This is a genomic window from Paenibacillus sp. FSL H7-0331, from assembly GCF_001956045.1.
The window spans coordinates 1-26,425 of record NZ_MRTH01000033.1; the positions used below are offsets into that span (position 1 = coordinate 1).

A 26,425-nucleotide genomic window follows, 5' to 3' on the forward strand; every position below is an offset into this window, starting at 1 on the left:
GAAACGGATCAATCAACATCCACTTGAAGTGATCGACCGACTTCTTCTTCGTGTATAAAAATCTTTAGTTCATTCTATATAATTAAAAAGCTGGTCCTGAGAGGGACCGATTACACCCTGAATCTCCAGCATTCGCGTGTCCAGTATTTTATTCGTATTCATATGCTCCTCGATCAGTCGCACCTCTTGTTCAACCACGGCTTCGACTTCACGCTCTTGATCGTTAAGGATAATAAAGTAGAGCAATGCATACACGATCACTATAAAAATAATAAGAAATAGCATTAAAAGTCCGCTGTACACAAGCGTCAAACGGCTTTGTGTGCGTTGAAAGATATCACTTCCCCAACGCCTGACGATCCACTTCAACCATTTATCCTTCAAGCTTATACCCCACCCCGCGAATACTTTGTATGAGTTCCTCCGAGCCGAATGGTTCCAGCTTTTTGCGAAGAAGCTTGACAGTTGCATCCACGATCTTGGCCGAAACATCGGTATCGTAACCCCATATCCGGTCCAAAATCACTTCCCGGGTCAGCACCTGACCCTTATTGTGTGCCAACAAATCCAGCAGCTGAAACTCGCGGGGTGTTAGCTGGATCGTGATTCCACCTTGTTGCACAGAATATCCGGTACGATTCAGCTTAATATCTTGAAAATGCACCACTTCTTCCGTAATCGGAGCATAGTTGCGGCGGGATAGCGCACGTATTCGGGCCAACAGCTCGGAGATTTCGAATGGCTTAATGACATAATCGTCTGCCCCGGTATCCAGACCTTCGACACGGTCCTCCAATGAATCCCTTGCGGTCAGCATCAGTACAGCACCTGAATACCCTGATTTCCGCAACCTTCGGCAAGCATCTACACCAGATCCATCCGGCATCATCCAGTCCATAATTAACACATCGTAATGTGAAGCCAGGGCATAATCACAAGCATCATTACCTGTCATCACCCAATCTACCTGATAACCGGCTTTCCTCTTCAGCATATGTACAATCAGCTCGCCAAGACGGGCATCATCTTCTGCTAACAAAATATTCAATGTGCTGCACCCCCTTCTCTATAGAAGAAAGCATACCATGATTACATGAAAAATTAGTGAAAAACTATTCGTCATTCATAGACAATATTTTTTTATGTAGGAATAATGTTCCTTTCACCTAATTTTCACTTTGCAAGGATATATTAAGAGTGCGCCCAAAAGCGTACCCAAAATAAACCAATCAGGAGTGATTTCGAGTATGAAAAAGAAACTACTGCCCATTACTTTAGGACTTGCCCTCATGGCACTTGCTGGTACAGCATATGCACAATCAGCTACGACGACAACATCCACAGATACATCAACTGAGCACAAAGCACAGGGATTCAAAGGTGGAGACAAGGTGAAGCTTGGTGGTATCGCCAATCAGGAGCTATTGACGCTTTTAAATATTGATGAAGCTACCCTTCATACCGAATTGAAAGCAGGTAAATCGTTGGCGGCTATTGGAGAAGCCAAAGGCATATCCAAACAGCAAATCATCGATCTTCTCGTGAAACAGGATGCTGAAAGACTAACCAAAGCGGTTACAGACGGCAAAATCACACAAGCACAAGCTGATGAAAGAAAAGCGAAACAACTGGAAATGATCACCAAGAGGGTGGATCAAGCTGGAGAGTTTGGCGGTAAGGGCGGACCAGGCGAACGTGGTGGCAAGGGGCCTGAAGGTCACGATGGACATGGCCCTGGAGGCTTTGGAGGTCCGGGCGGCGGCTTGGAAGCAGCTTCCTCGATTATCGGTTTGACAGCCAAGGAGATCGGGGATCAATTGAAGGCTGGCAAATCATTAAGCGAAATCGCTCTGGAAAAAGGAGTCAGCAAGCAGCAATTGATTGATGGTCTTGTCAAGAAAGAAACCGAAAGAATCACCAAGCAGGTTGATGAAAAACGCCAACCAAAAGCAGCATCCACGGCTCCAGCGGCAGCAACAACTCAGTAATTCACCTCCAAGGTGAGCATCATACTTAAAATAAGGGACACTCCCCATAATCCTCGGATTATAGGAGACTGTCCCTTTTGTCATTATTCATCTGCTGCATGACTACTGCCCGAACTTTTGCTACAATGTCATAGAGATGTGGATATAGATACATACATGATGGAGGAGAGAATACAATGGCACAAAATCGCCGACTGGAAACCGATCAGGAATTTAATGAAGCCATGGAAAAACAAGCTCTCATCCGAATATTTAAAGACGATCATATTATAGATTCCGGAGTTGTGATTACCCGCTTTGACGATCAAACCATCGTTGTGCAATCCGGCGTAAGCGGACTATTTTATTATCCGAGAGCAGCGTGTGAGTTTTTCGAGACCAAACAGCGTTAAGTCAGTTTAAACTGGAAATGCCTCATCGATTTGTTGGGTTTGCTGCTCGCTGAGATCCCAGCCTACAGCACCTACATTTTCATGCAGCTGCTCAAGCTTACTTACGCCAATAATAGCTGCGGAAACTGCGGGACGATTAACAATCCAGTTCAAGCTTACTTGTGCGGGCGTTTTGCCAAGCTCGGTCGCGATGTCCTTTAACAGCTGAACACCCTCCTGAAATTTCTTAGCTCGTTCCGCAACGGCCGGTTCCTCGGCTCCGCGGCTTCCTCTTGGAATATTGGATTCATATTTACCGGACAAAATACCTCCGCCCATCGGACTGTAGAGGATCATCCCGATTCCTTGATCTACGCACATCGGCTGCAGCTCTTTCTCTACCGCCCGGTTAGCCAGGCTGTAATTAGGCTGCACAGAGATAAAGCTGGCAAGCTTATTCACATCACTGACCCATAATGCTTTTGTTAGCACCCATGCCGGGAAATTCGAGCAGCCTATGTAACGTACCTTGCCTTGACGGATCAAATCATCGTAAGCGCGTAAGGACTCCTCAAGCGGAGTTTCATAATCAACATTATGGGCCTGGTAGAGGTCAATATAGTCAGTGCCCAGCCGTCGCAGGCTGTTCTCGACCTCCTGCATAATATGCAGACGGGATTGGCCTCTGTTATTAATGCCGGGTCCTACGTCACCATGCACCTTGGTAGCCACGACAACCTCGTGACGACGACCCTTGATCGCCCTGCCAAGGATTTCTTCGGCCTCTCCACCCGTATAACGGTTAGCATTATCGAACAGATTAATCCCAAGATCGATAGCCTCACGGATAATGCGAAAAGAATCTGTAGGCGTGACCTTACCCGGCTTCCCCCAGGGAGGAGTTGGACTCCCGAAGTTCCAGCAGCCCAAGCTAAGTCTTGACACTTTTAGTCCTGATTTACCTAATCTGACATATTCCATTTGTTTTCCTCCTCAGAGCTTTGCCTTGGCAAAGCTATCTTCGTAAGCATCTACTGAGCTTTGTGTAACAAAGCTGGCATCGTAAGCATTACTGAGCTTTGCCTTGGCAAAGCTGGCATCATGAATTCTATATTTCCTATTTTATCGATTGAAGTAAGCAGCTTGTTTCAGGAAAACGCTTTCCACACGTTCAACAATAGCACCATCCAGCTCTGACTCGTTTCTTGCTTTTTGCCATTCCGGATCGTTCCTGAAAATCTCGAATTTGGCGTCGCGCTCTTCACGGTTGGCAAATTCCATCACGTAAACCAATTTGTTGCTTTCCGCATCGGTGTCTTCCCAAAAATCGGTAACCTTCATCCCGATCCTGGAGAAAATATTCAAGGTGTGATTAGCGAAACGGTCGTTGATAGCTTGCATCCTGCCAGGATGAATATAATAAATTCGAAGCTCATACAGCATCAGGTCGTCCTCTTTTCCTCATTTAATTACCTACCTTCCCTATTATAAGTTACAAATCCACTATCGAAAATGACTGAATTGTTTGAAACTTAGTTTCGTGAAGTAAAGTACCTCTATCTTTTACGCAGCAGTAGCGGCTTTTTTATCCCATGCATTCACGATCAGAACACTAACAACGCAGCCAAGAGCAATCCACCCGTTGTAGAAAAACACTTCTTTCATCCCAACCGCCTCGCTGGCATATCCCCCGATAAAGCTGCCAATAATTCTGGCAACACCCAGACTAAGCAGACCGTTCAAAGTCTGGCCGCTGGCCTTTAGCTCCTTGGGAACCTCCTGATTGATATACATCGCCATTGTCACAGAAAGCACAATAAAGATCAATCCATGCAGAAGTTGGGCAGGTAGCACCCAAAGTGGATTATCCGTCAACGAAAATGCAAACCAACGGAGAGCCGTTGCGATACTGGCTATCAACAAAACATGTGTCATCCGAATCCGCTCGAATACTCGCTTTGCCACAAGCAAAAAAGGAATCTCGCTTATCGAGGAGATCACCATGGACCATCCAAGAAGGACGCTATCGCCTCCCATCGACTTGAAGTAAACAGGAAAGAACGTATAGTAGTACCCTAAAGTAATTTGCAGGATCACGTTGATCCCCATATAAATCATCAGCTTCCGCTGTTTGAACAATACCCATATCCGCACTTTATCACCTGTCATCCGGTAGCCAGGAGCCTTGGGAAAACGAAGCAGCAGCAGCAGGGCTACCAGCATAACCAGTGAATAGACAGGAAATAAATAGTTAATGTTCAGCTTCGCTATAAAACCAAAGGCAATTGACATCAAGGCAAAACCGATCGTTCCACCCAGACGTATCAGACCAAACGACCAACGCTTCTGCTTTTCCAGCTCCTGCAATGTAATGGCATCACTAATTGCAAAAATCGACGTGTGAAAGAACGTAAATAAGCATACCATCGACATTAAAAACACATACATTGTGGACAGTGGAAAAAGCAGCATGATGCTGCCACAGCCGATGATCAATATCATCAATATCGTGTTTTTATTGTTGGCCTGGTCCCCACGCGAACCCCAGAAGGGCTGAGCCAGCAGAGCCACTAACGGTCCCAGGCTTAGCAGCGTACCGATTTCTGAAGGTGTCGCCCCAACAGATTGAAAGTAAATCGGCAGGAACGTACCATACACCGCATTTCCCATATAAATAACCATATAAAAAAGTAAAAAGTAGACCATGCATACATCCCTTTCGACGCTCAGACATTTCTCACTATTGTATCAAGAGCAGCGGACTGTGGGAAGACATTTGGGTTCTGAAATGACAAAAAAAAGCAGCCCTAAAGGCTGCTCATCCGTTCCATTTTGTATTTTTTCAATCCATTATAGGCCATCTCAAGCTGACTGTTAATATGCATTTCCGACGCCGAGTCACTCATCATGCTACAGGCCCTGACGAGACTGTCAATAACACTAAACAATTCAGGATCCGTACGATAACAATCGGTGGATATTTCCTGCATTTCGTAAATTTTGTCTGCAAAGTTTGGATAAGCATTTAATGGAGTCATGTTAATCAAATCCCTTCTCGGTTAAGGAATAAAAGCAATGATGCACAATATAACTTCATTAAAAATGATTTAGTGTGTCTTAATAGTTATTGTAACGCTTCCAAACCTGTTTTACAATACACATTTCAATTATTTTTTACGTTCTGTACTTGGCAATTTCCTGTTCATACATATCTCCACCATGAGAATCATATACAACCATCACCGGGAATTGCTCCACTGTCAGCTTTCGGATGGCTTCCGGCCCAAGATCCTCATAAGCAACAACTTCGGCCGCTTTGACTTTCTGGGCCAGCAGGGCAGATAAACCACCAATTGCAGCGAAGCATACAGCTTCATATTGTGTACAGGCCTCTCTTACCTCCTGGCTTCGCGGTCCTTTACCAATGGTAGCTTTGACTCCATACTTGTACATAGCAGGTGTGTATGGGTCCATCCGTGAAGCGGTTGTCGGCGCGATCGAGCCGATGATTTGACCTGGCTTCGGTGGCGTCGGCCCTGCGTAAAAGACAACTTCATTTTTCAAATTTATAGGAAATTCCTCGCCGCGTTCAATCAGCTCCAGCAGCCGCTTATGCGCCGCATCGCGGGCGACATAGATGGTTCCATTCAGAAATACCTCATCGCCTGCTCGAAACTGTAAGACTTGTTCTCTCGTTAGAGGTGTCTCCAGAACAATTTTGGTCATGATTCAGCACCGCCTTTTATAATTTAGATTACACAGGATTTCTTGCGTGCAGCATGACATTGTAAATTAACGGCGACCGGCAGCGCGGTGATATGGCAGCCGTACGTTTCCACCGCCACCCATAGGGCTGTACTCGTTCCGCCCAGACCCTGCGGTCCAATTCCCGTCTTATTGATTTCCTCCAGCAATTCCTTCTCCAGCTCGGCAATATGCAGTTCATGATGATATTCACCCACATTCCGCAGTATCGCCTCCTTGGCAATCTCGGTTACTTTATCAAAGCTTCCACCAATGCCTACACCTACAACCAAAGGTGGACATGCCCTGCCGCCTGCTGCCAGTATCGTATCCATCACAAATTTTTTGACTCCGGCAGCGCCATCTCCTGGAAGTAGAAACTTCATTGCACTCATATTCTCGCTTCCACCGCCCTTCGGCAGCACTGTGAGCTTAATTTGATCTCCTGTAACAATTTCGGTATGAATGACGCCTGGTGTATTATCGTTCGTATTCTTACGCAATAAAGGATCGCCTACAATTGAATTGCGCAAGTAGCCATCCTTATAGCCTTTCCTGATACCATCGTGAATCGCATCATTGAAGCTGCCGCCTTCTATATGGACATCCTGCCCCACCTTGGCGTATACGACAGTAAGCCCAGTATCATGACAGTACGGCCGATCCTCTTCGGCAGCCAATTGTGCATTTTCGAGCAATTGATCCAGAATGCTTTTGCCCAGAGGAGATTTTTCGGTGGCACTTGCTTTATGGAAGCCCTCAACAATATCCTCCGGCAAGTAATAGCAAGCCTCCATGCATAAAATAGCTACAGTATCACGAATTTGATCAACATGAATGGTCCTCATGATTCAGTCATCCTCTCTACGATTCTCGAATTTCCCCGAAAAAGCTTTTTCTTGCGGGCGCAATCCATTGGTCCATTTCTTCCCGCTTTTCTTCACCTACCAAACGATTTACAAGTACATCATGCCAAATATAATCCTCCAGCAAATAAATATGAGCCGGATCATCCGTATAAAACGCATTGCCGCCTTGTTCTATGGAATTACCGTAGAACAGCTCCTGACCATCTACCGATACAATGAACCAAGGGTGGTCAACATGCTCTACGTAATGGGTTTTTCGGTGGAGTTCCAGCCCAGGCAGTGGATCATTCACCTGGAATAATATGCCTCTCAGCAAGCAGCCTTCCTGCCGTTTCTTCAGATCCTCCATCAGATTGCAATACATCGGTTCCCACATGGAAAGTACGATACGCTTGCGGGCACGTCGAATAAGGACCCGGCAAAAAGATAGGATGTTGTCCTCCCCTTTTACTGTAGAAACATAGATTTCAGGCTCGCGCTCCTGCTTCTCAAGCGCTTTCAATTCTTTTTCCAGACTGCTGTACGTTTCTTCCCATTTTGATTTCATCGACTCGAGGAAGACATCTACCGGTAGAGACGAGTAGTGGGCTCCACCCTCGCTTTCCTGCTTCATGACCAATCCATGCTGCACCAAGCCATCGAGCACATCGTACACTCGCGCCCGCGGTACCCCCGATATTTTACTGATCTGATACGCATTTGAGAGTCCGAGCGGAACCAAGGAAAGGTATACCTTGGCTTCATATTGAGTTAACCCCATAGCTTGAATATTCCCTAACAGTTCTTCCATTCGCAATCCCCATTTCTACGCCAGACATTAGTTACTATTATAGTAATCACTATTGATGTTGATTCCATATTATCAAATAAAATTGCGGTTTACAATGACAAAAAAGGATACATCCTCGGAATCGTGAATGTATCCTTCAAGAGCTGATCGAAATTGGTTTTAATTGTTTAATATAGCTTCGATTTTCTCAAGCACTTCGCTGTCCAAAGTAATGCCAGAAGCGGCACAGTTTTCAATTACCTGTTCCGGGCGGCTAGCACCGACCAAAGTACTGGCGACATTTTCCTGTCTTAAAATCCACGCCAGGGCTAACTGCGAAAGTTTAATACCCAATTCGTCGGAGATTTTCTCTAGCTGCGCGACTTGGATTAATTGGCTTTCTTTTAAATTATTCTCTCCCCAATTTTTGCTTGCTGCGCGGCTATCGGCTGGTATGGCAGAACCAGGACGGTATTTGCCTGTCAATATACCTTGCGCAAGCGGTGAGAACACGACTTGACCGATTCCGCTTTTGGTACCGAGTGGAATGATTTCTTTCTCAATGTAACGGTTAAACATGTTATAGACCGGTTGGTTGACAATGATCCGGTCCAACAAATATTTATCTGCAATTGCCAACGCTTCCTGCATTTGGGCTGCAGTCCATTCACTGATGCCCGCATACAGTACTTTACCTTGCGTTATCAGATCATCGATCGCCCGCAGCGTTTCTTCAACTGGAGTTTGTGGGTCATACCGATGGCAATAATAAATATCAACATAGTCCACAGCCAAACGCTTCAAGCTCGCATGGCACTGCTCCATCAAATGCTTACGTGACAAACCACGGTCGTTCGGGCCATCGCCCATCGGCCAAAATACTTTGGTTGCCAGAACATAAGAATCACGAGGATAAGCATTTAATATTTGGCCTACAACCTTTTCTGCTTCGCCACGTTCATAGGCATTGGCCGTATCGAAAAAATTGATGCCGAGGTCATACGCCTGCTCAATAGATTTGACGGCTTTTTCATTTTCCACGTAACCTCCATAAGTCATCCAACTACCGAGGCTGATTTCACTGACCTTCAAACCACTACCACCAAGTCTACGATATTTCATTAAGTTATACCTCCATGGAATGAGTTTAAGTTACCTATTGATTGTAAGTTAAAGTTCATTCCAAGGTAAGTACTGAATAATTGTTCCTTTAGTAACTTTGCAGTAAGTTATAGAGGAAACTTATACAACAACAAAAACCGTTAAAGCCCCTTAGAGGGGATTTAACGGCTATTTCTAATTATTTTTATAAACCGAGCTAAGTTGCTATGCTTTGACTTTTGCTTCTGGAATACGATTTAAGGTACTGCATAATGAAGGCATAATCGCCTACGCTTGATTTGACAAATTCAATACCGTAATAGTGGCAATAGGTCGTTGACCGCTGCCAGTTGATATGGCCTGTAATTTCTATATGTTGATTCAGAAGGGTAAATTTCACGGTAATATTAATATCGTTATCTGCTGCTTTGAGATTTAAGAAAGACTCAATCTGACATCCGTTCTGACTCAAGTCAACAAGCCTGGCTCCCACATCTTTGCTATTCATTTCCATACCATTGATTTCAATAATCGTAAATGGAGATTCAATATTCTCTGCAAATTGATATCGGAGTGGTTCTTTTCTTCGACTGGCTACCAAACTAGCTCACCTCAAGACATAAGTTAATACGATCAGTATAGCACAGGATGTTCCTGATCATTTTAAAGCTTTAGTCAAGTGGAATTCAAATCGTTATGAAATCCTGGCGGCACAGCTTGGGCTTCAACCCTGGTAGTTACACCGAAGCATTTAACCCTATTTTTACCGTTGCTGCCGAGATCTGAACCTGCTCCATTTCATTGATGCTGCCAAATTTCAGAGAACGCAGCAGCACATTGTCCTGAATTAAAGACTCAAATTCCATGATACTGTTTCGGGTTTCGTCATCTGCTTCAATGATAAGCTCCACTCGTTGATCAATGGGAAGATCATATTTCTTGCGAAGATCCTGAACGGCACGGATCAATTCACGGATCATCCCCTCTTTTTCGAGCTCCGGTGTGATGGTTGTGTTCAGTGATACGGTCATTTGATACCCTGTAGCCGATGCATAGCCGATCTTGGCCTGACGTTCGATTAACATTTCCTCCGTAGGAACACGGACGAGCTCTCCGTCTGCCGGATGGTAATCCACATAACCAACCTGGAGTGCCTTCTTGATTTCCAACTGCTCCATATTTCTCAAGCAGGACTGCAGACCGGATACGAGCTTCCCATACTTGGGACCTGCAACCTTCAGATTCATTTTCAGTGCATAATCGGTTAAATTATCATCATGCTGCTCAACTCGAATCGATTTTACATTCATTTCATCCTTAATGATTTCCTCAAAATCAGCAATCTGGAGTGTTTGATCCGTAATTACGATCAATTCCGATAACGGTTGACGGTTTTTGATCGCTGTATCATTACGGATGTTGCGGGCCAGCTCCACAATTTGCCGGGTACGAGCCATGTTATCCTCCAAAGCTGCATCGATGGCTGTCGAATCCAGGGCAGGATAATCAGCTAAGTGGACGCTGCCTCCATCCGCCAGGTTCATATAGATTTCATCAGCGAGAAATGGGGTGAACGGAGCTATCATCCTACTGATATCCAGGAGCACCTGCCTCATGGTCCGGTAAGCAGCACATTTGTCCTCCGTCAGACCATGACCCCAAAAGCGCTCCCGTGAGCGGCGGATATACCAGTTGCTGAATTCGTCGACAAGACCTTCAATGGCTTGAGCCGCGGTCATAAAATCAAAGCCTTCCAAGCTTTCGCTCACCACAGATATCGTATGGTTAAGCCGGGAAATGATCCAGCGATCCAGCAAATGGTCAGAACCTGCCTTGTGGTCCAATGCATGTTCATAATGATCGATGGTCGCATACATCACATAAAAAGAATGGGCATTCACCAACGTATCGATGACTTTGGATTTGGCTGAAGCAACAATATTTCGTGAGAAACGTTTACTTAACCAGGGTGCACTGTCTGCCAGGAGCGCCCAGCGGAAAGCGTCCGCACCAAATTCCTCAATGATTTCCCAGGGATCGATGACATTGCCTTTACTTTTCGACATTTTCTGACCGTTCTCATCGAGAATATGACCTGTCGCCATCACCGCTTTATAGGGAGCTTTACCTGTGAACAGCGTGGATACGGCCAGCAAGCTATAAAACCATCCTCGGGTTTGATCGATCCCCTCACAGATAATGTCCGCCGGAAACTGGTCGGCAAAGGCTTCCTTATTCTCAAACGGATAATGGTGCTGGGCAAAAGGCATCGAACCACTGTCAAACCATACATCGATCACTTCAGATGTCCGAACCATTTCACCCGGACACTCAGAGCAATTCAGCTTCACGTCATCGATAAAAGGCTTATGAAGCTCCAGATTATCTGGCAAAGGCTGTACGGACCGGGCACGTAAATCAGCTACACTTGCTGGTGCATGCTCGCATCCGCAATCCTGACAGACCCAAACATTCAGCGGGGTTCCCCAGTAACGGTTACGGCTTATGTTCCAATCGACCAGCTCATCGAGAAATTTGCCAAAACGCCCTTCCCGAATATGACCTGGATACCATTCCACGGAACGGTTATTGGCAATCATTTGCTCCTTGATCGCGGTTGTCCGGATAAACCAGCTTTCCATCGCATAATACAAAAGCGGTGTATGGCAGCGCCAGCAGAAAGGGTAGCTATGCTCGTATCTCTCCTTGGCAAACAGTAATCCCCGCTTGGACAGATCCTTGACAATATCAACGTCACAGTCTTTAACAAACCGACCGACGAATTGTGGAACAGCTTCGGTATAGCAGCCATCCAAACCGACCACACTCAGCATGCCAATCCCCTGCTTCTGCGCAGCGCGGTAATCATCCTCCCCGTGAGCCGGAGCGATATGCACGATTCCTGTGCCGCTGGAGTCGCTGACAAAGTCTGCACCGATGACAACATATCGGGTTGGAGAACCCGCTGCATTCGAATTCGCTTGATTCACTGTACGTTGGGGCTCGTCACTTTCACTTGGATAAGGAGCTTCATAGGTTGTACCCACGAATTCACGGCCTTTATGCTCGGACACGATCTCATAGGTGCCTTGAATCACCTGGGTGAGCAGACTTTTGGCCAAAATGAGCACTTCGTCGTTATGCTTGACTTTGACATAATCCAGATCGGGATGAACAGCAAGCGCCGTATTGGCCGGCAAGGTCCAGGGTGTTGTGGTCCAGGCAAGGAAGCTCTCACCTGCAGGAGTCCTGAATTTAACGGTCGCGCTAAGATCCTTCACATCCTCGTAGCCCTGCGCCAATTCATGAGAGCTTAACGTCGTTTGACAGCTTGGGCAATACGGACTTACGCGATGACCCTTATTCAGTAAGCCTTCCTTGTGAATATGGGACAAAATGTGCCACACACTTTCGATATAATCGTTGGATAACGTCATATACGGCGAATCCAGATCAGTCCAATAGCCGATGGATTCCGTCAGCTCGCGCCATTGCTTTTCATAACGAAAGACACTCGCTTTGCATTTTTCAATAAATTTTTCGACGCCATATGCTTCAATCTCCTGTTTGCCCGAGATTCCAAGCTCCTTTTCCACGCCCAGCTCTACGGGTAAACCGTGGGTATCCCAACCCGCTTTACGCAATACCTGGTAGCCAGACATGGTCTTATAGCGGCATATAAAATCCTTGATGACTCTTCCCAGCATATGCCCGATATGGGGTGCTCCATTGGCAGTAGGCGGCCCTTCGTAGAACACAAACCTCGGCTTGCCTAACCGCTGATTGATGGACCTGGAGAATGTTTGCTCCTGTACCCACTGCTCATATACCCGCTTTTCCCTCTTGGCTGCCTGCTCTTTCACATCAACTGTACGCATACGATCCACTCCTTTTGGTAATCAAAATGTTGGTAAAAAAACAAAAAAATCCCGCCCCTGTAAGGGACGAGATTGAACTCGCGATACCACCCTAATTCTGTGTTAAGCTAACTTGCTAGCCTTCACAGCACCTCAAACTACGCACCAACATGCGCGGCCCTTGTAACGGCGGGATCCCGTTAAAGCTTACTGTGACTTCAGCTTTACTTCTCGGAGAGGATTTTCTACTAACACATGAACATTGGCTTTCAGCAAAGCGCCAACTCTCTGGGGAACAAGTGATTAGTATACTCTTTCTCGTTAACGAATTTAAATGATGTTGAACTTAATCTACTTTTACAACATTTTCGGATGATTGTCAATGGGGAGAGCAACAGGCTGCACAGGCAAACGCAGGAAAAAGCCGCTACCTTCTCCTTTGGTGCTTTGCAAATCAAGTGTGCCACCGAGAAGTCCCGCCAATTTCAGGCTGATCGATAAACCAAGCCCTGCTCCACCATAACGGCGGGTAAACGTACCATTTTCCTGTTGAAAGGCCTCGAATATCAGATGCTGCTTACCCTTATCAATACCGATGCCTGTATCCTGTATACAAAATACGATCCAATCCTCCGACTTTTCAAGCCTATTGTGTCCAGACCGAGAGTCTTTATCCATATAGATCTGCATGGTGATGCTGCCCTGATCTGTAAATTTGACCGCATTCGTGAGCAAATTACGTAAAATTTGAACCAGCCTTTGGGCATCGGACACGATGAACACAGGGACACTCTCTTGAAGATCCACCTTGAATTGCAAGCTTTTCTGATTCGTAATCGGAACAAATTGATGCTGGACAAGCTGAACCAATTCCAGTACAGATACCATTTCTAATACGATTTCCATTTTACCTGTTTCCATTTTGGAAATATCCAGCATATCATTGATCATCTTCAAAAGCTCATTGCCGGAGGTATGTATAATCTTGCCATAGCTGATCTCTTCCTCCGAATAGCGGGACCTGTCCTCCTCCTGAAGCAGCTGGGATAACGCAATGATGCTGTTCAGTGGTGTTTTCAGCTCGTGCGACATATTGGCAATAAACTCAGATTTGTATTGGGAGGCCAGCTGCAGCTGCAGTGCTTTCTCCTCCAGCTCCCTTTTTTGCTTACGCAGGACCAAATTCATCGTCTTATTCTTCTGCGCACGCAGCTGTTCCTCATAGAAATCCTTCAAAATGAATACGAAGAAGGCATTCAACAAAAGTGCAGCCGGGTACGTATAAGGGGCAATATGCTGCAAGTAATTGAGCCTCGGTATAGAAGCAAAAGTAGCGATGCCGATCACCTGAAGCGTATTCATCGAGATGATGGAGATGATAGCTTTTCTATTGTAGCTCCATGCTTTTTTTCGATACAAGGCAACCAGAAATGCGGCCAGACAACCGAGTAATAAGATATTAATGGAACCGGTAAATGCCTGAGCCGTGAACCCGGAAATGGTATACCGAGAAATTGCAATTCCAACACTAATGATTAGCACGAGCCGGGGATCGCGAAAAAAAAGCGTGCCAAACACGATCGGCAGCGCACGCAAATCGAACAGTGTCGATCCTTGGCCCTGTACACCAAAAAACATAGCAAGCCAGCCCGCAAAAATGAAAATACCGACTAGACCAGCCTGTTTTACTTTCCAGGTTGCATGTTGAAATATGTATTTAAAACATAAATTGAATAAGTAAGCAGACGTAATCAGGACACTCAAGCTAATCAAAAATGTAACAAAATAATTAATGGCTATCCCCTCCCCCCGTCTATTGTACAGGATATATAAAATAACAACACTATGACTGCTTATTAAAGTTAACTTTTCGCTAGGATTTTCGTATAATAAATCGTAAGCTTGTACGATATGGAAGCGATAGGTATCGCAAGTTACGGAGGCATTCTGATGAAATCCATGGATTCAATCCTGTTACAAAGTAAAATCACTCTGCCTATTCCCAGAGAACGCCTGATTCCAAGAGAACGATTGGTCGATTCTATAACCTACGGCCTGAAGGGCCGTCTTACCTTAGTCTGCGCCCCCGCTGGTTTCGGCAAAACCACCCTGCTGTCCCAGTGGGCATACAGCCGGCAGCTGCCCTGTGCCTGGTTATCACTCGATGAGCGGGATAATGATATTATTCGTTTTTGGCGGTATATGACCCATGCGCTAGCCAGGTCCGTACCACCAGACAACGGTAAGCAAATGCTGCAGCTGGCTGATGCACTGCCTACTTTATCGACGACTTCCTTTCTGGATGCTCTGCTTAACGAGCTGTTTGCTCTCACGCAGGATATTGCTGTCATTATGGATGACTATCACACCATTCAGAACCCGGGTATCCATGACAGCCTATCTTATATGATCGATTATTTGCCCGAAACCACACATATGATCATCTCCAGCCGTGCCGAGCTGCCATTTTCGACGATAAAATGGATGGCCAAGGAGCAACGCAATGCGATTGATACGGTGCAGTTGCAATTCACAACGATGGAAACCCAACAATTTTATCAGGAGTTATCGGGGGCAGAGCTAACGCATCGGCACATTGAGCAGTTGGTGCAGCAGACAGAGGGCTGGATTACGGCGCTGCAATTAGTAGCGCTTTCCCTGCGAGCCGAAGTCAATTACGACCGTTTTATTGAAGCCTTTCAAGGTAATCACCGGGATGTATCGGATTATTTGTTCCACGAGGTCATGAACAAGCTTCCAATCGATATTTACCAATTTCTTGTTCAAACCTCTGTTCTTGGCAAGCTGGAGGCTTCGATTTGTAATGCAGTCACCGAAAGTACGAATGGTGCTCTAATTCTGGAGACAATCAAAAGCCTGAATCTGTTTCTGATCCCGCTCGATGATCATAATGACTGGTTCCGATATCATCATTTATTTTCTCAATTTTTGCGAGGGCTGCTGAAGAAAACCGATCCTGAACAATGGCTGAGATCCAACCGAATGGCAAGTGCTGCTTTTTCGGAACTTGGCTTGATGGATGATGCTATCGATCATGCTATAGCAGCAGAGGACTATTCATTGATGGAAACCTATTTGGAGCAGCACATTCCAGCTATGTTGCAGCGTGGGGAAATGACCACCTTATTGAACTGGTTTCACAGCGTCCCACAGTCGTTCACGCTTTCTCCTGAGCTGTCGCTTTTATATGCCTTTATACTTGTCGTGACTAGCCAACTGCCGCAAGCAGAGATCCAATTGACCAGTATTGAACAAATATGTGAAGGTATGGAGCAAAAGGATCGCCAGAAACAACTGCAGAGTGGAATTTTGTTCGTGAGATCCAATCTCGTGTTTGCTAACGGGGATTTTGGCAAATGGTTTACCTATACGCAAAGAATTCTCGAACACAATTTACCCAAGGACCCGATCTATTATAATTTTAATTACAACCCGAGCGAACCATTGGTTAGAAGAACGGCCTTAGGGCTAAAAGGAATGCTTACTCCGGATACGGAAACGATTGGTACCATGTTCACCGGTGTGCTCGACGCACATGGCTGGCAGGATTCACTAATCAATTTATACGTTAAGCAATCTCTTTGTGAGGGGTATTACGAATGGAACCGATTGGACGACTGCCATCAACTGCTTCCATCGCTCACAAGAGCCGCTTTGAACAAGCACATACCTGGACTACATATCCCCGTCATAATTACACAAGCACGTATTCATCTTGCTGAGGGGCATTACCAATCGGCTCATGATCGAGTTGAGGAGGCGTTGGAACTGGCATTGCAGTTTCCCTATAAGGCTGTCTGGGTCGAAACTCTTCAACTGTTCAGAATCCGAATATATCTGCAGGAGAACCGGATCTCCGAGGCCAAGAAATTGATCGCTCGGTTGGGAATATCACATAAGGTCAGACCCACCTTCAATCAAGAGTATGCCTACCTGACGTTAGCCAGACTGCTCGGCCAACAACGAAAGGAACCTGAGGCTCTACGTCTGTTGGAGCAGTTGAAGCCCCAATCGGAAAGAGAGCAGTTGCTCTCCAGCCTCGTTGAAATTTCATGCTTGCAAGCTCTATTGGAAGCTCAGCGCGGACAAAGAAATACAGCCCTGATGTACATTCACGAAGCGCTTGCTATTGGAGAGAGGAATGGTTACATAAGGAGCTTTCTTGATGAGGGCACAGCGATGCGGAAACTACTGACAGTGTACCGCAACCATCGAGAAGGACAAGCTTCCGAAACGAAATGGACAGGTGTCTCCGAAGCCTATCCAGCGATGCTGCTACAGTTATTTCATGAGTCTAGCACACCGTCAACCGAGCGTACCTCCCTTCCTGCTGAACCGCTGAATCGGACGGAAGTCAATCTGTTACGCTTGATCCGCCAAGGTCTCACGAATAAGCAAATGGCCGCAGCGCTTACTCTATCCGAAGGGACAGTTAAGGTTTATCTCTCGCGTCTATATGAGAAGCTTCAAGTATCCTCACGTACCCAAGCTATGGCTGCTTCACAAGAGCTGGAGTTGGAAGAATAATCGATTCAGCCTGCTGATGCACAACGAGGAGCACCCCTGTGGAGTGCTCCTCGTTGCAATTTAACTTCTTTTCATGGGGGTCGATACTACGGTATAACCTTGGTTCCAATCTGGCCCAAAATAATAACGACGTCATCACGGTTGAATTGTCCATCTCCGTTCAAATCATTTTGTCCATAAGCTGCTGTCATATAAGTAATAATCTCATTGATATGAATACCGTCATGTTCGACATCCAAATCAGTCAGCCTTTGTTTCAACTGCTGAAGGGGGTTGCCATAGACAATCGTTCGGCCAGCAGCGGCGTTCCCTTCTCCGATCAAGCTGACCACAGCTCCAGCTTTAATATCAAATTTCACTTCATCTCCGGGCAGCAGTTGGCCGCTTACGGTCAATTTCACCTCTGACGACCCTGGTGTATAGACGACTTGTGTTACCGACAAATCCGAGTTACGAGTTACATTTTTAATCGTATAGTACGTGTGATCGGTACTCGCCCGCAGCAAAGGTTCGGAAAATGTTAGCTTCGCCTGCATCTCTTCAAGCAGGAGATCATTAAGAGCTGGCGTTCCCGATAGAATCACTATAATCGTATACTGCCGGCTCGTCCCATCCTGCGCGATTACATGTATATCTATCACATTTGGCAAGCCAGATGTCAGCGGTAACCTCAGACTATCCATACCGCTTTGAACAGTTGAATAACTGCCTCCGTTGATTCGCACCTGGATCGTTGCAGCACTATTACCTGCTGACAAGACTGGTTTTACGGTGAGTTCATAGATAGACTGACTTACCGTTAATGAATAGTCTGTAACCTGTGGTGAAAAAGCAAGATTTCCCGGCGTCACAGTTAAACCGCTTAAAGTCGCATCATTATTTTTTCGAATCACTTTGATGGTATACTGCTTTGAGATGCTCGTATCCTGGGCTAACACTTCCAGTGTAATCGTATTGCTTCCTACTGCCAGAGGAATTATCGCGGATTTTCCTTTTTCTACCAACGTGTAGCTGCCATCATTCACTTTAATATGAACAAAAGCACCAGTCAGGTCCGATAATGTCGGCGTCACCATCAATGTATCCGTTGCATTACTCACATCAGGCAACGTATAAGCCGTCTGATTTGACTGAAAAACCGGGCTTAAAGTACTCCCTGAGACGGCTAAAGCACTTAAATCCGCATTTGTGTTCGCGGCCCGCGTGACCGTAACGGTATACGTCTTATTCACGTTTGTATTATAAGATTTTGTCTGAACAGTAATGATATTGCTTCCTACATTTAAAGGTATGGAACCCGACGCAACTCCATTAGCTGCATTCGAACCATTGATGTTGACGGAGGCTGCAGCGTCGTTCAACACCCCAGTAATCGATATGCTGCTCGTCGCATAAGACACATCTGCCGTATAATTCGTTATATTGGATTGAAAATTCGGATTTAACGTCGTTTCGCTTGAGCGCAAATCCGTCAGGTCGGCATCATTTGTATCTGGAAAATATACGTGAATCGTATACGTCTTGGTCGTCGTAGTATTTGTTGCCGTGACTCTTAATTGAAATGTGTTATCTCCCCGATTCGTACCGAGGTATCCGGTCGACGCATAATACGCCACCCCAAGCCAACTGCCTCCGTTCATCGAATACTCCATGGTTGCATCGGAGTTCGCAGTTGTTGCTGCTGTGTAGAAGCCTGCTTCGGAGCTGCGCATTTTCACCCAATATTCCGTTATAGATGGAGTAAAAGCTGGTGACAACGAACCTGCACCTTCATGAATGCTCGATAAATCGGCATTCGCATCATTAACCACGGCTTGCGCACTCCATGGGGATGCAATAATAAGTATGAGTGCCGTAACACTAATGATTAAAAATTTAGCTAATCTCACGAGCTTCCTCCCTTAAAAAGTCAAAATATGACTGAATATGATAAACCCCTATCATTATATCATAGCTATTATCCATTTAATGCATATTTATAAAGTTGGTAGAGTCAAAAAAACAAAAAATAACACCCTATCCTAACGGACAAAGTGTTATCGTAATCCTTATTTATTTGACAAACATCATATCCGTGTAATAGTAATACTTGCCTGGCGACGTAGTATCCAGTGTAGCTACCGGGAGGACATACACTTCAAGATCTTCTCCCTGTCCTGTCGCCTCCACCTCAACCACATGTGTTCCAGCTGTAAGCGTTACTTCATACAGCTGTTCTGTCGCTGGACGGTGGTAGGCCGGCATGAATTCGACGATTTTCTGACAATCGATCACGGTTTCGCCATTCAGCTTAACAGAAATTGGAGCGTTAGCGGCTGCGATCAGACGCAGCTTGCGAGTTGAAGGATTATACAGGTTTGTTCTCGCACGATACGTGCCAATCATATTGCCTTCAGAGACTGCTTGCCAATTGATTTTGTTTCCCGCACACACAACTTCGATACCATTCTCTGCCTTAGCCGGTCCCCATATCGTCCAATGTGCAGCACCTACCAGAGCAAAGGAAATACGTTCCTCAGACCAAACGTGTCCATCATGATAACGCGTCCAATTCAATGCCAAGCGATAGGATGATTCAGGCTGTGAAGAAGATTTGACATCTACTTTCCAGCTCGTTGATTCACCAGGATTTAAACGAGTCTCCTGTGCAGCAGGTCCACTCCAGCCCGCTGGAACTTCCAGTGACAAGCTGCCTTCCAACAAAACCAGTGAACGATTCGTCACAGTGATAGTAAGGGTCTTGGACTGATCAATTCCAATCGCTGGACCTTCGTCTCCATAATTCAGAACAAGCTCCAGATTCGGCTGGCTGGATGTACCTTTTGGCAGCAGATAACGGTTTTCCGTTACAGGTCGATTCCACATGGCCTCTATACTGTCACGTTCCTCCACTCTATCCTGCAAGGTAGTAGGAAGCTCTGGATGAACAATAATTCCTGTATGCCATGCAGCCAGAACCTGCTTCCCTACAGCTATCGTGCGTCGTGTAAGCTCATCCAGATTTTGTGGAGCCGGAAAGCCTTTGATAGGGGGACTGATCACGACACGATCACCGACGGGTTGCACCCATTTCGCAGGCAAGCCCTCAGGACCGAGAATCATACCCAATATGGCACCCAAGGTAGCCGCCGTACAATCCGTGTCGTAGCCGCAGTTCGTCGCTTTCAGAATCGCATCCTCGAAGTCTTTTCCATAAAGCCAGCCGAGAATCGTAAAGGCGATATTTTGTGGAGCGTCCGTAAAGTTCTCCCGTCCGTGATGGTCCAGAATCAGAGCTCTTGCCTCGATCCAGTCTTTGCCTTCCTGATGCCACCGCAGCAAATCCCTGACAGCAAGTGCGGTGCGGCAATCAGACGGTATATAACGAAGTCCGATTTCAATCAAACGGTCACGGTCCTGCTCGAAGAAGATAGCGCTCTCAATCGCGGCAAACAGCATTTCGCCATATACGCCTTCTCCCCCTGCATGGTCAACCGTTGCATCTTCATATGCATAACGGGCTGCTGTTTCCGGTGCACCCGGTGCTACCATCGCCCAGATTTCCGAGCGGATTGGGGACCCCATGCAGTTGTTAAACGGATTGTTGAACCAGCCAGCTACCGGAGCTATCAGACCTCGTCTCAGATTCGTCAGCGCGTAGCCATATTCATCGAAGGGGAAAAAGATATGATCGATCCATTCCTGCCCCAGTTCCTTGTTAGTTAAAGACGGTCCATATTGCTCCAGCGCATGCAGCCATACGAGCTGCAGATCCAGATCGTCATTCTCCAATGGACCATCCGGAAGCTCAGGATAAAAGTCCAGATTCAGTAGTTCCTTCACACCCTCTACTGGCGCACCTAGCGTGCCCCCGATATTTTTACCCAGCCAGCCTCCATAAACGATTCGATAGTAATCCTGTTCATTCAAAATGCTTATAGTCATCACTGCAGCTCCTTCTGATCTTTGGTATACTGTTGAGTATAAGGTCAGACCCCGGAAGATAGCCATGCAGATAATTACGATTTACAAGCAGTAAAACCTTGGAGGAAGCCATGTACTATTCACTTTCCAGACTCTCGGCACTTGATGTGAAATGGGCCGATTTGTTTGATGCCAACCAGGAATCCTTTCAGGAATTCCATCATAATCCCTATTACGAATTGATTCTGGTTGCCGATGGAACGGTTTATTTGCAGGCAGGTGAAGAGAAGCTAACGCTTCATGCCGGTGATTCCCTGCTGCTGATGCCATGGGAGCAGCACCGCGGCTGGCAACCAAATGAAAGACAGGGGCATTTTTTTTGGGTTCAGTTTGCCTCCACTCCCGATATTACTGAGCTGGACTATGACCGAGCACCCCAGCTTAAAATCGTCCATGCGCCTCCAGGCCAGACATCGACCTCTCAGCAGCATTTTGAAGAAGCATTGGTCCTGCCAAGACGGTTTCAAACCCGCAACAGGTACAAGCTGCTCAGCTGCTTCGAGGAGCTTGTCCAGCTACTGATAAAGCCCAAAGGCTATTTCCGCTTCCAGGCAACGCTGCTGCTAGGAGAAATCTTATTCATATTAACAAGCGAATTTCTCGAGCAAAGCCATACCGACAGTGCGTTCCCATCTTCCTATACGACCTTCCGAAAGCTGTTAAGTCATATCAATAACAACTACGAAACCGATATTACCAAAGAGGCTCTCGAGCAGATGACCGACAGGAAGTATGAATATTTATGCCAGATTTTCAAACGATACACAGGAACCACAATGGTCCATTACATGCATCAATTAAAAATCCAGCAGGCCAAACATCTGCTCCTGCACACGGCTCAAAGCGTTCAGGAAATCGGTCAATCGGTAGGTTATGCCGACCCGTTTTATTTCAGTCGAATATTCAAGCGAGTCGAAGGCATTTCCCCTCAGCACTTCCGACAAAAATGACGAGTGCTGAGCGAAAATCAGCGGTTAATGAACGTAAATCATCTTTTTGGTCATACCACCGTCTACCGTCAGGTTCGTGCCTGTGACAAAGTCATTCTCAGGGTCCGTCAAGTACAGGCAGGCACGTGCAATATCCTGCGGTTTTCCAACACGCTGCGCTGGATGCTGTTCATGATCCTCCGTGCGAAGACTGCTGTAGTCACCCGTTTCGATCCATCCGGGATTAATCGCATTCACCTGAATCCCGTCAGGGCCCAACGAAACCGCAAGCGCATGTGTTAATGCATCAATTCCCCCTTTGGATGCGGCATAAGCCTCAGTATTCGCTTCCGACATCGTCGACCTTGTTGAGGAAATATGAACGATCGAACCTCTCCCCTGCTTCTTCATTACCTTAGCCGCTTCTCTCGAACACAAAAAGCATCCTCTTAAATTCGTATTCATCACATAATCCCATTCATCCATGTCCAGCTCATAGGGTGATTTGGTTATGCCAAGACCTGCATTATTAATCAAAATATCAATACGCCCAAATCTGGCTTCAATTTGCTGAAAAACAGGGGCAATCGCATTACCGTCACTAAGCTCCAGTTGTATCGCATAAGGCTCGAACCCTGATTGCCGCAGCAGTTCACTGGTTTCCGCCAGCTTATGCTCATCTTTATCTATAAGTACGACCTGGGCATTCTCAGTTGCATAACTCACAGCAAGTGCCCTTCCGATACCACCTCCCGCTCCCGTAATCACAACCACTTGATTCTCGAATTTGCTCAAGGTAAATGCTCCTTTCAGGAATAGGTTACTGCACTATTATAACCGATCCGGACACCAGCCGCCGATTCAGACTCTCCACGAATGGCAGAAAGTTGACCTTGTTTTGGCCTTGGTATACCATGTTAATGTCGGCAATACGATAACAAATGATATGAGGAGCGATCAATATGGAATTACACAATAAAAAAGCACTGATTACCGGGGCGGGAAAAGGTATCGGAAAAGCGATAGCGATCGCATTAGCCAAAGAAGGCGTTCATCTGGGGATTATCGCCAGAAGCAGTGCCGATCTGGAAACCCTTCAGGAAGAATTGACCACAGCCTACGGAGTGGATGTGTTCATCGCAACCGCCGATATCGCAATTCAGACAGAGGTTGATGAAGCTGTTGCCGCCTTGAGCTCAAGGCTTGGTTCCATAGATATCCTCATCAATAATGCGGGAACCGCACAATTCGGTACCCTGATTGATATGGAGCCCGCTCACTGGGAGCGCATTATACAAACGAATCTGATGGGCACCTATTATATGACCCGTGCTGTACTGCCAGCTCTACTCAGCCAAAGCAGCGGCAGCATTATCAATATCGCCTCAACTGCCGGAGAAAGAGGCTTTGCAACGGGCTCCGCTTACTGCGCTTCCAAATTCGCCGTTCTTGGAATGACTGAAGCCTTGATGCAGGAGGTTCGCAAATCCAATATTCGTGTAACTGCTCTCACTCCAAGTACGGTGAATACAGAATTGGCTGTCAATACAGGATTGAAAATAGGTGATGAGGACCGTATGATGCAGCCGGAGGATGTCGCCGAGCTGGTATTGGTTACGTTAAAATTGCCAGATCGCGTCTTCATTAAGACCGCTGGAATCTGGACAACGAACCCGCAATAGCTTGCATATGGATGTACTGTGTGTGGTCATATTGCTTTGGCAGAACCTTTCTCCTTCACATAAAAGGAGTCGGGTTCTTTTTTCATGCATTAAAGAAGCCCCACGGCTAACCGGAGGCGGCTTCTGTAATCATAAGGGACTAAGGAGTATATAAAGTCTGAATATCGGCAGCACTTAACGCGTAGTTGTAAATACGCACATCGTCAAGTAAGCCGTTCATCGTATTGGCTGCAGCATGCCCGAGTGTTAATGGAAGCGAGCTTGAGATGTCTCCGCCCGTCAGACTGTTGTTCGTTCCAGCCAATACACCATCGACATACAGCTTAAGCCCAGTGCTGCGGCTGGCAACACCCACGACGTGATGCCATTGTCCATCCGTATAGGTTGCTGTAGTCTGCGCGACATCAGCGGTGCTGCCATAGTCAAGTAAAAATCGCAGCGTGTTATTTGCCTCGAACCTTAACCAGTAGCCGTGATTCGTATCACCCTTGTTGACGATATACTTTGTCGTGCCCGCTGCGCTTGTCTTGACCCAAGCGGAAACAGAAAAATCCTGGGTCGCCCCAAAGTCGAGATTACCATCGGCCGGATCATTCACCATGACATAGTCGCCACTGCCGGCAAAGCTTAGTGCGCCCCCGAACTTACCGTTGGCGGTGCGGACCGCATTGACGATGGTCCCGTCATTTCCATTTCCTGTCGCATCAAGGGCAGCAGCACCAGAAGCTTCATCCAGCTTCCAATGGGCTGTCAAACCATATACGGTCTGTACCTCCTTACTCGTCAACGCATATCCGAACAGCTTCACTTCATCAATCTGGCCGTTCATGGTGTTCGTCGAATTCGCACCGATGGTCAACGGCAGCGCATTGGAAATATTACCTCCAGTCAGGCTGCTGTCCTGTCCAACCAGTACCCCGTCCACATAAAGCTTAAGCCCGGCAATTCGATCCGCCGTACCGATAACATGATGCCATTTCCCATCCGTATAGGTTGCCGTCGACTGTGCGGCATCATAAGTGCTGCCATAATCGAGCAGAAACTTAATCGTATTGTTAGCCTCGAACCTGAGCCAGTAGGAAGCGTTCGTATCACCCTTGTTCACCATATATTTGATCCCACCGCTGCTGTTGGTTTTCACCCATGCGGATACACTGAAATTTTGTGTGGTTCCAAAATCGAAGGCTCCGCTCGAAGGGTCACCCAGATTCACATAATCACCGTTGCAAGCAAAGGTGAGCGATCCTCCGAATTTGCCATTGGTGTTATATACGGCATTAACTATCGTGCCGTTGTTCCCATTTCCTGTGGCATCTCCAGCAATCGACCCGGAGGTCTCGTCCAGCGGCCAGCTGCCCAGTAAGGAACGATCCCAGCGAATGAATGAAATTATCGCACGATTCGGAACGACTGTGTTCCATTCATTGCTTGTAACCAGGCTTAGCTTCGGAGTAACTGCAGTGGTTCCAAAATTACCGAGCTGTGCTCGATTGCTCGTGATTCCCATCGCAATGCGTTCTGTGCTTTTCTTAAGGCGAAGCGTGATTGGATCAACCTCGGCCATCCATAAGGGAGCACGAAAACGAACAATATCCGTATTGGATGCGTCCTGCCGCGTATACACCAGATACAGAGCACCCTGCTGTGTGAGCCAATGCATCTGGGTATTATTGCTTCCCGTCACTGTCGTTCCGTCATCCCATTTCAGTGTAACGGCAGACTGCCAGGTCAAACCATCGCTGCTTTTCGCCAGCCGGTTCTGGGTATCATCACGGATGGTCATAAAGTATTCATTGTTGAACCGGGTAAGTGAAGGCTCGATACCGGATCGATTGCCATTGCTTCCGACATTGGCCACCGTTCCGCTTTGACTCACATATTGAAGCGTGCTTCCGTCAAACGAAGCCTTGACTACCTGCAGCGTCCCAAGCCCATCCAGCGAATTCAGCGGCCACAATATGGAACCATCCTCTGTCATATAGGGATAAACGCTGCCAGCATGCCCGTATACCCGAGGCCAACTGAATAAATACCAGTCGCTGCTCCACGTCGAAGACGCCGGATCATAGATAGCATAAGCCGGATAATTGTGCTTCTTGGCATAACCATGAGCGACATCGTATGATTGGGCCATACCGAAGACAATGACCTTACCGGACTGTGCATGATAGACAGGAACCGGATCAATCAGCATACCGGAATAGCCGTCAGGAAGCACTTTCCATTGGTACTGTGGAATGGTTGTGAACGAACTCCACGTTTCCCCCAGATCGCTGCTCTTGGTGTAGGCAATATCGTAGAACACATCACTTAGATTCGGACTTTCATTCGGGTCCTTGGATACCGTACAAAGAATATCAGGTGATACTCCATTCGGTATCGATGTGCAGCGCAGATGCGTCCACCAGAAATTATTTTGCCCGTTGTTCGTATAGATCGTTTTCTCTTCAATGGTAAAGCTGGCAGCAGTGCTGACGGAGGCAAAGCCAAGCAGCAAGCCTCCAGCAAGAAGCGTGAGTATGAGGAGGCGCAGCAGATATGGGTCTTGAATTTTCCCGCGAATATTCATGATATAATCTCCTTTTTAATCGATAATAAAGCGCT

Annotated in this window: 22 protein-coding genes and 1 other annotated feature; of the genes, 5 read left to right on the plus strand and 17 right to left on the minus strand. The window is 46.6% G+C overall.

The window, feature by feature from the left end; genetic code table 11:
- Window positions 1–69 precede the first annotated feature (69 nt).
- The gene (locus BK127_RS31670) at window positions 70–384 is read right to left on the minus strand and encodes a hypothetical protein (protein WP_076236103.1); all 315 of its coding nucleotides are present in this window, start codon (window positions 382–384) and stop codon (window positions 70–72) included.
- Window positions 374–1,048 carry a response regulator transcription factor gene (locus tag BK127_RS31675; RefSeq protein ID WP_076236104.1) on the minus strand — a complete coding sequence of 225 codons (675 nt, stop codon included), beginning with the start codon at window positions 1,046–1,048 and terminating at the stop codon, window positions 374–376. Before BK127_RS31675 ends, BK127_RS31670 begins: the two co-directional genes overlap by 11 nt.
- 199 nt (window positions 1,049–1,247) lie before the next feature.
- On the opposite strand from BK127_RS31675, the gene BK127_RS31680 reads away from it, so the two are divergent.
- Together BK127_RS31680 and BK127_RS31685 are read left to right on the plus strand one after the other, a co-directional pair.
- Complete coding sequence (locus BK127_RS31680; protein ID WP_076236105.1) at window positions 1,248–1,988, plus strand: hypothetical protein; 741 nt, start codon at window positions 1,248–1,250, stop codon at window positions 1,986–1,988.
- A 176-nt stretch (window positions 1,989–2,164) separates the two neighbouring features.
- Complete coding sequence (locus BK127_RS31685; RefSeq protein ID WP_076236106.1) at window positions 2,165–2,380, plus strand: hypothetical protein; 216 nt, start codon at window positions 2,165–2,167, stop codon at window positions 2,378–2,380.
- A gap of 6 nt (window positions 2,381–2,386) precedes the next feature.
- On the opposite strand, the gene BK127_RS31690 is transcribed toward BK127_RS31685, so the two are convergent.
- From BK127_RS31690 to BK127_RS31740, 11 genes are all read right to left on the minus strand, one after another.
- On the minus strand, window positions 2,387–3,340 hold the full coding sequence (locus BK127_RS31690) for an aldo/keto reductase (RefSeq protein WP_076236107.1): 954 nt from the start codon (window positions 3,338–3,340) through the stop codon (window positions 2,387–2,389).
- Window positions 3,341–3,481: 141 nt separating this feature from the next.
- Window positions 3,482–3,802 carry an NIPSNAP family protein gene (locus tag BK127_RS31695; protein ID WP_076236108.1) on the minus strand — a complete coding sequence of 107 codons (321 nt, stop codon included), beginning with the start codon at window positions 3,800–3,802 and terminating at the stop codon, window positions 3,482–3,484.
- A 120-nt stretch (window positions 3,803–3,922) separates the two neighbouring features.
- Entirely contained in the window at window positions 3,923–5,065 is a 1,143-nt protein-coding gene (locus BK127_RS31700; protein WP_076236109.1) for an MFS transporter, read from the minus strand.
- Between the two features lie 101 nt (window positions 5,066–5,166).
- On the minus strand, window positions 5,167–5,397 hold the full coding sequence (locus BK127_RS31705) for a hypothetical protein (protein ID WP_076236110.1): 231 nt from the start codon (window positions 5,395–5,397) through the stop codon (window positions 5,167–5,169).
- 136 nt (window positions 5,398–5,533) lie between these two features.
- Window positions 5,534–6,085: a Fe-S-containing hydro-lyase gene (locus BK127_RS31710; protein WP_076236111.1), complete on the minus strand. Its 552-nt coding sequence runs from the start codon at window positions 6,083–6,085 to the stop codon at window positions 5,534–5,536.
- Between the two features lie 23 nt (window positions 6,086–6,108).
- Window positions 6,109–6,951, minus strand: coding sequence for a fumarate hydratase (locus BK127_RS31715; RefSeq protein WP_076236112.1), 843 nt, complete (start codon window positions 6,949–6,951; stop codon window positions 6,109–6,111).
- 16 nt (window positions 6,952–6,967) lie between these two features.
- Window positions 6,968–7,762, minus strand: coding sequence for a TrmB family transcriptional regulator (locus tag BK127_RS31720; RefSeq protein WP_076236113.1), 795 nt, complete (start codon window positions 7,760–7,762; stop codon window positions 6,968–6,970).
- A gap of 159 nt (window positions 7,763–7,921) precedes the next feature.
- Entirely contained in the window at window positions 7,922–8,863 is a 942-nt protein-coding gene (locus tag BK127_RS31725) for an aldo/keto reductase family protein (protein WP_076236114.1), read from the minus strand.
- Between the two features lie 196 nt (window positions 8,864–9,059).
- Window positions 9,060–9,443, minus strand: a complete 384-nt coding sequence (locus BK127_RS31730) for a PilZ domain-containing protein (RefSeq protein ID WP_076236115.1) — start codon at window positions 9,441–9,443, stop codon at window positions 9,060–9,062.
- Window positions 9,444–9,579: 136 nt separating this feature from the next.
- Window positions 9,580–12,720: an isoleucine--tRNA ligase gene (ileS, locus tag BK127_RS31735; protein WP_076236116.1), complete on the minus strand. Its 3,141-nt coding sequence runs from the start codon at window positions 12,718–12,720 to the stop codon at window positions 9,580–9,582.
- Between the two features lie 59 nt (window positions 12,721–12,779).
- Window positions 12,780–13,033 (minus strand) — a binding site (T-box leader).
- A 23-nt stretch (window positions 13,034–13,056) separates the two neighbouring features.
- Window positions 13,057–14,472 (minus strand): ATP-binding protein, encoded by a 1,416-nt coding sequence (locus tag BK127_RS31740; RefSeq protein WP_083689748.1) that lies wholly within the window; start codon window positions 14,470–14,472, stop codon window positions 13,057–13,059.
- Window positions 14,473–14,649: 177 nt separating this feature from the next.
- On the opposite strand from BK127_RS31740, the gene BK127_RS31745 reads away from it, so the two are divergent.
- Window positions 14,650–17,247 (plus strand): winged helix-turn-helix domain-containing protein, encoded by a 2,598-nt coding sequence (locus tag BK127_RS31745; RefSeq protein WP_076236118.1) that lies wholly within the window; start codon window positions 14,650–14,652, stop codon window positions 17,245–17,247.
- Between the two features lie 86 nt (window positions 17,248–17,333).
- Here BK127_RS31745 and BK127_RS31750 read toward each other — a convergent pair whose 3' ends face one another.
- Together BK127_RS31750 and BK127_RS31755 are read right to left on the minus strand one after the other, a co-directional pair.
- Window positions 17,334–19,136, minus strand: coding sequence for a cadherin-like beta sandwich domain-containing protein (locus tag BK127_RS31750; RefSeq protein ID WP_076236119.1), 1,803 nt, complete (start codon window positions 19,134–19,136; stop codon window positions 17,334–17,336).
- Window positions 19,137–19,299: 163 nt separating this feature from the next.
- A complete protein-coding gene (locus BK127_RS31755; protein WP_076236120.1) occupies window positions 19,300–21,171 on the minus strand; it encodes an ADP-ribosylglycohydrolase family protein in 1,872 nt (623 codons plus the stop codon).
- 110 nt (window positions 21,172–21,281) lie between these two features.
- Here BK127_RS31755 and BK127_RS31760 point away from each other — a divergent pair, with 110 nt between their 5' ends.
- Window positions 21,282–22,160 carry an AraC family transcriptional regulator gene (locus BK127_RS31760; RefSeq protein WP_076236121.1) on the plus strand — a complete coding sequence of 293 codons (879 nt, stop codon included), beginning with the start codon at window positions 21,282–21,284 and terminating at the stop codon, window positions 22,158–22,160.
- 24 nt (window positions 22,161–22,184) lie between these two features.
- On the opposite strand, the gene BK127_RS31765 is transcribed toward BK127_RS31760, so the two are convergent.
- Entirely contained in the window at window positions 22,185–22,934 is a 750-nt protein-coding gene (locus tag BK127_RS31765; protein ID WP_076236122.1) for an SDR family NAD(P)-dependent oxidoreductase, read from the minus strand.
- 167 nt (window positions 22,935–23,101) lie between these two features.
- Between BK127_RS31765 and BK127_RS31770 the strand changes: the two genes are divergently transcribed.
- Complete coding sequence (locus BK127_RS31770) at window positions 23,102–23,821, plus strand: 3-ketoacyl-ACP reductase (RefSeq protein ID WP_076236123.1); 720 nt, start codon at window positions 23,102–23,104, stop codon at window positions 23,819–23,821.
- Window positions 23,822–23,960: 139 nt separating this feature from the next.
- Here BK127_RS31770 and BK127_RS31775 read toward each other — a convergent pair whose 3' ends face one another.
- On the minus strand, window positions 23,961–26,390 hold the full coding sequence (locus tag BK127_RS31775; protein ID WP_076236124.1) for a sialidase family protein: 2,430 nt from the start codon (window positions 26,388–26,390) through the stop codon (window positions 23,961–23,963).
- Window positions 26,391–26,425: the final 35 nt, after the last annotated feature.

What these genes read in the sequence shown, in the direction of transcription:
- BK127_RS31695 (WP_076236108.1), bottom strand. Translation starts at nt 3,802, where the DNA reads ATGCTGTATGAGCTTCGAATTTATTATATTCATCCTGGCAGGATGCAA.
- BK127_RS31760 (WP_076236121.1), top strand. Translation starts at nt 21,282, where the DNA reads ATGTACTATTCACTTTCCAGACTCTCGGCACTTGATGTGAAATGGGCC.
- BK127_RS31700 (WP_076236109.1), bottom strand. Translation starts at nt 5,065, where the DNA reads ATGGTCTACTTTTTACTTTTTTATATGGTTATTTATATGGGAAATGCG.
- BK127_RS31715 (WP_076236112.1), bottom strand. Translation starts at nt 6,951, where the DNA reads ATGAGGACCATTCATGTTGATCAAATTCGTGATACTGTAGCTATTTTA.
- BK127_RS31725 (WP_076236114.1), bottom strand. Translation starts at nt 8,863, where the DNA reads ATGAAATATCGTAGACTTGGTGGTAGTGGTTTGAAGGTCAGTGAAATC.
- BK127_RS31705 (WP_076236110.1), bottom strand. Translation starts at nt 5,397, where the DNA reads ATGACTCCATTAAATGCTTATCCAAACTTTGCAGACAAAATTTACGAA.
- BK127_RS31745 (WP_076236118.1), top strand. Translation starts at nt 14,650, where the DNA reads ATGAAATCCATGGATTCAATCCTGTTACAAAGTAAAATCACTCTGCCT.
- ileS (WP_076236116.1), bottom strand. Translation starts at nt 12,720, where the DNA reads ATGCGTACAGTTGATGTGAAAGAGCAGGCAGCCAAGAGGGAAAAGCGG.
- BK127_RS31755 (WP_076236120.1), bottom strand. Translation starts at nt 21,171, where the DNA reads ATGACTATAAGCATTTTGAATGAACAGGATTACTATCGAATCGTTTAT.
- BK127_RS31775 (WP_076236124.1), bottom strand. Translation starts at nt 26,390, where the DNA reads ATGAATATTCGCGGGAAAATTCAAGACCCATATCTGCTGCGCCTCCTC.
- BK127_RS31720 (WP_076236113.1), bottom strand. Translation starts at nt 7,762, where the DNA reads ATGGAAGAACTGTTAGGGAATATTCAAGCTATGGGGTTAACTCAATAT.
- BK127_RS31770 (WP_076236123.1), top strand. Translation starts at nt 23,102, where the DNA reads ATGGAATTACACAATAAAAAAGCACTGATTACCGGGGCGGGAAAAGGT.
- BK127_RS31690 (WP_076236107.1), bottom strand. Translation starts at nt 3,340, where the DNA reads ATGGAATATGTCAGATTAGGTAAATCAGGACTAAAAGTGTCAAGACTT.
- BK127_RS31710 (WP_076236111.1), bottom strand. Translation starts at nt 6,085, where the DNA reads ATGACCAAAATTGTTCTGGAGACACCTCTAACGAGAGAACAAGTCTTA.
- BK127_RS31685 (WP_076236106.1), top strand. Translation starts at nt 2,165, where the DNA reads ATGGCACAAAATCGCCGACTGGAAACCGATCAGGAATTTAATGAAGCC.
- BK127_RS31680 (WP_076236105.1), top strand. Translation starts at nt 1,248, where the DNA reads ATGAAAAAGAAACTACTGCCCATTACTTTAGGACTTGCCCTCATGGCA.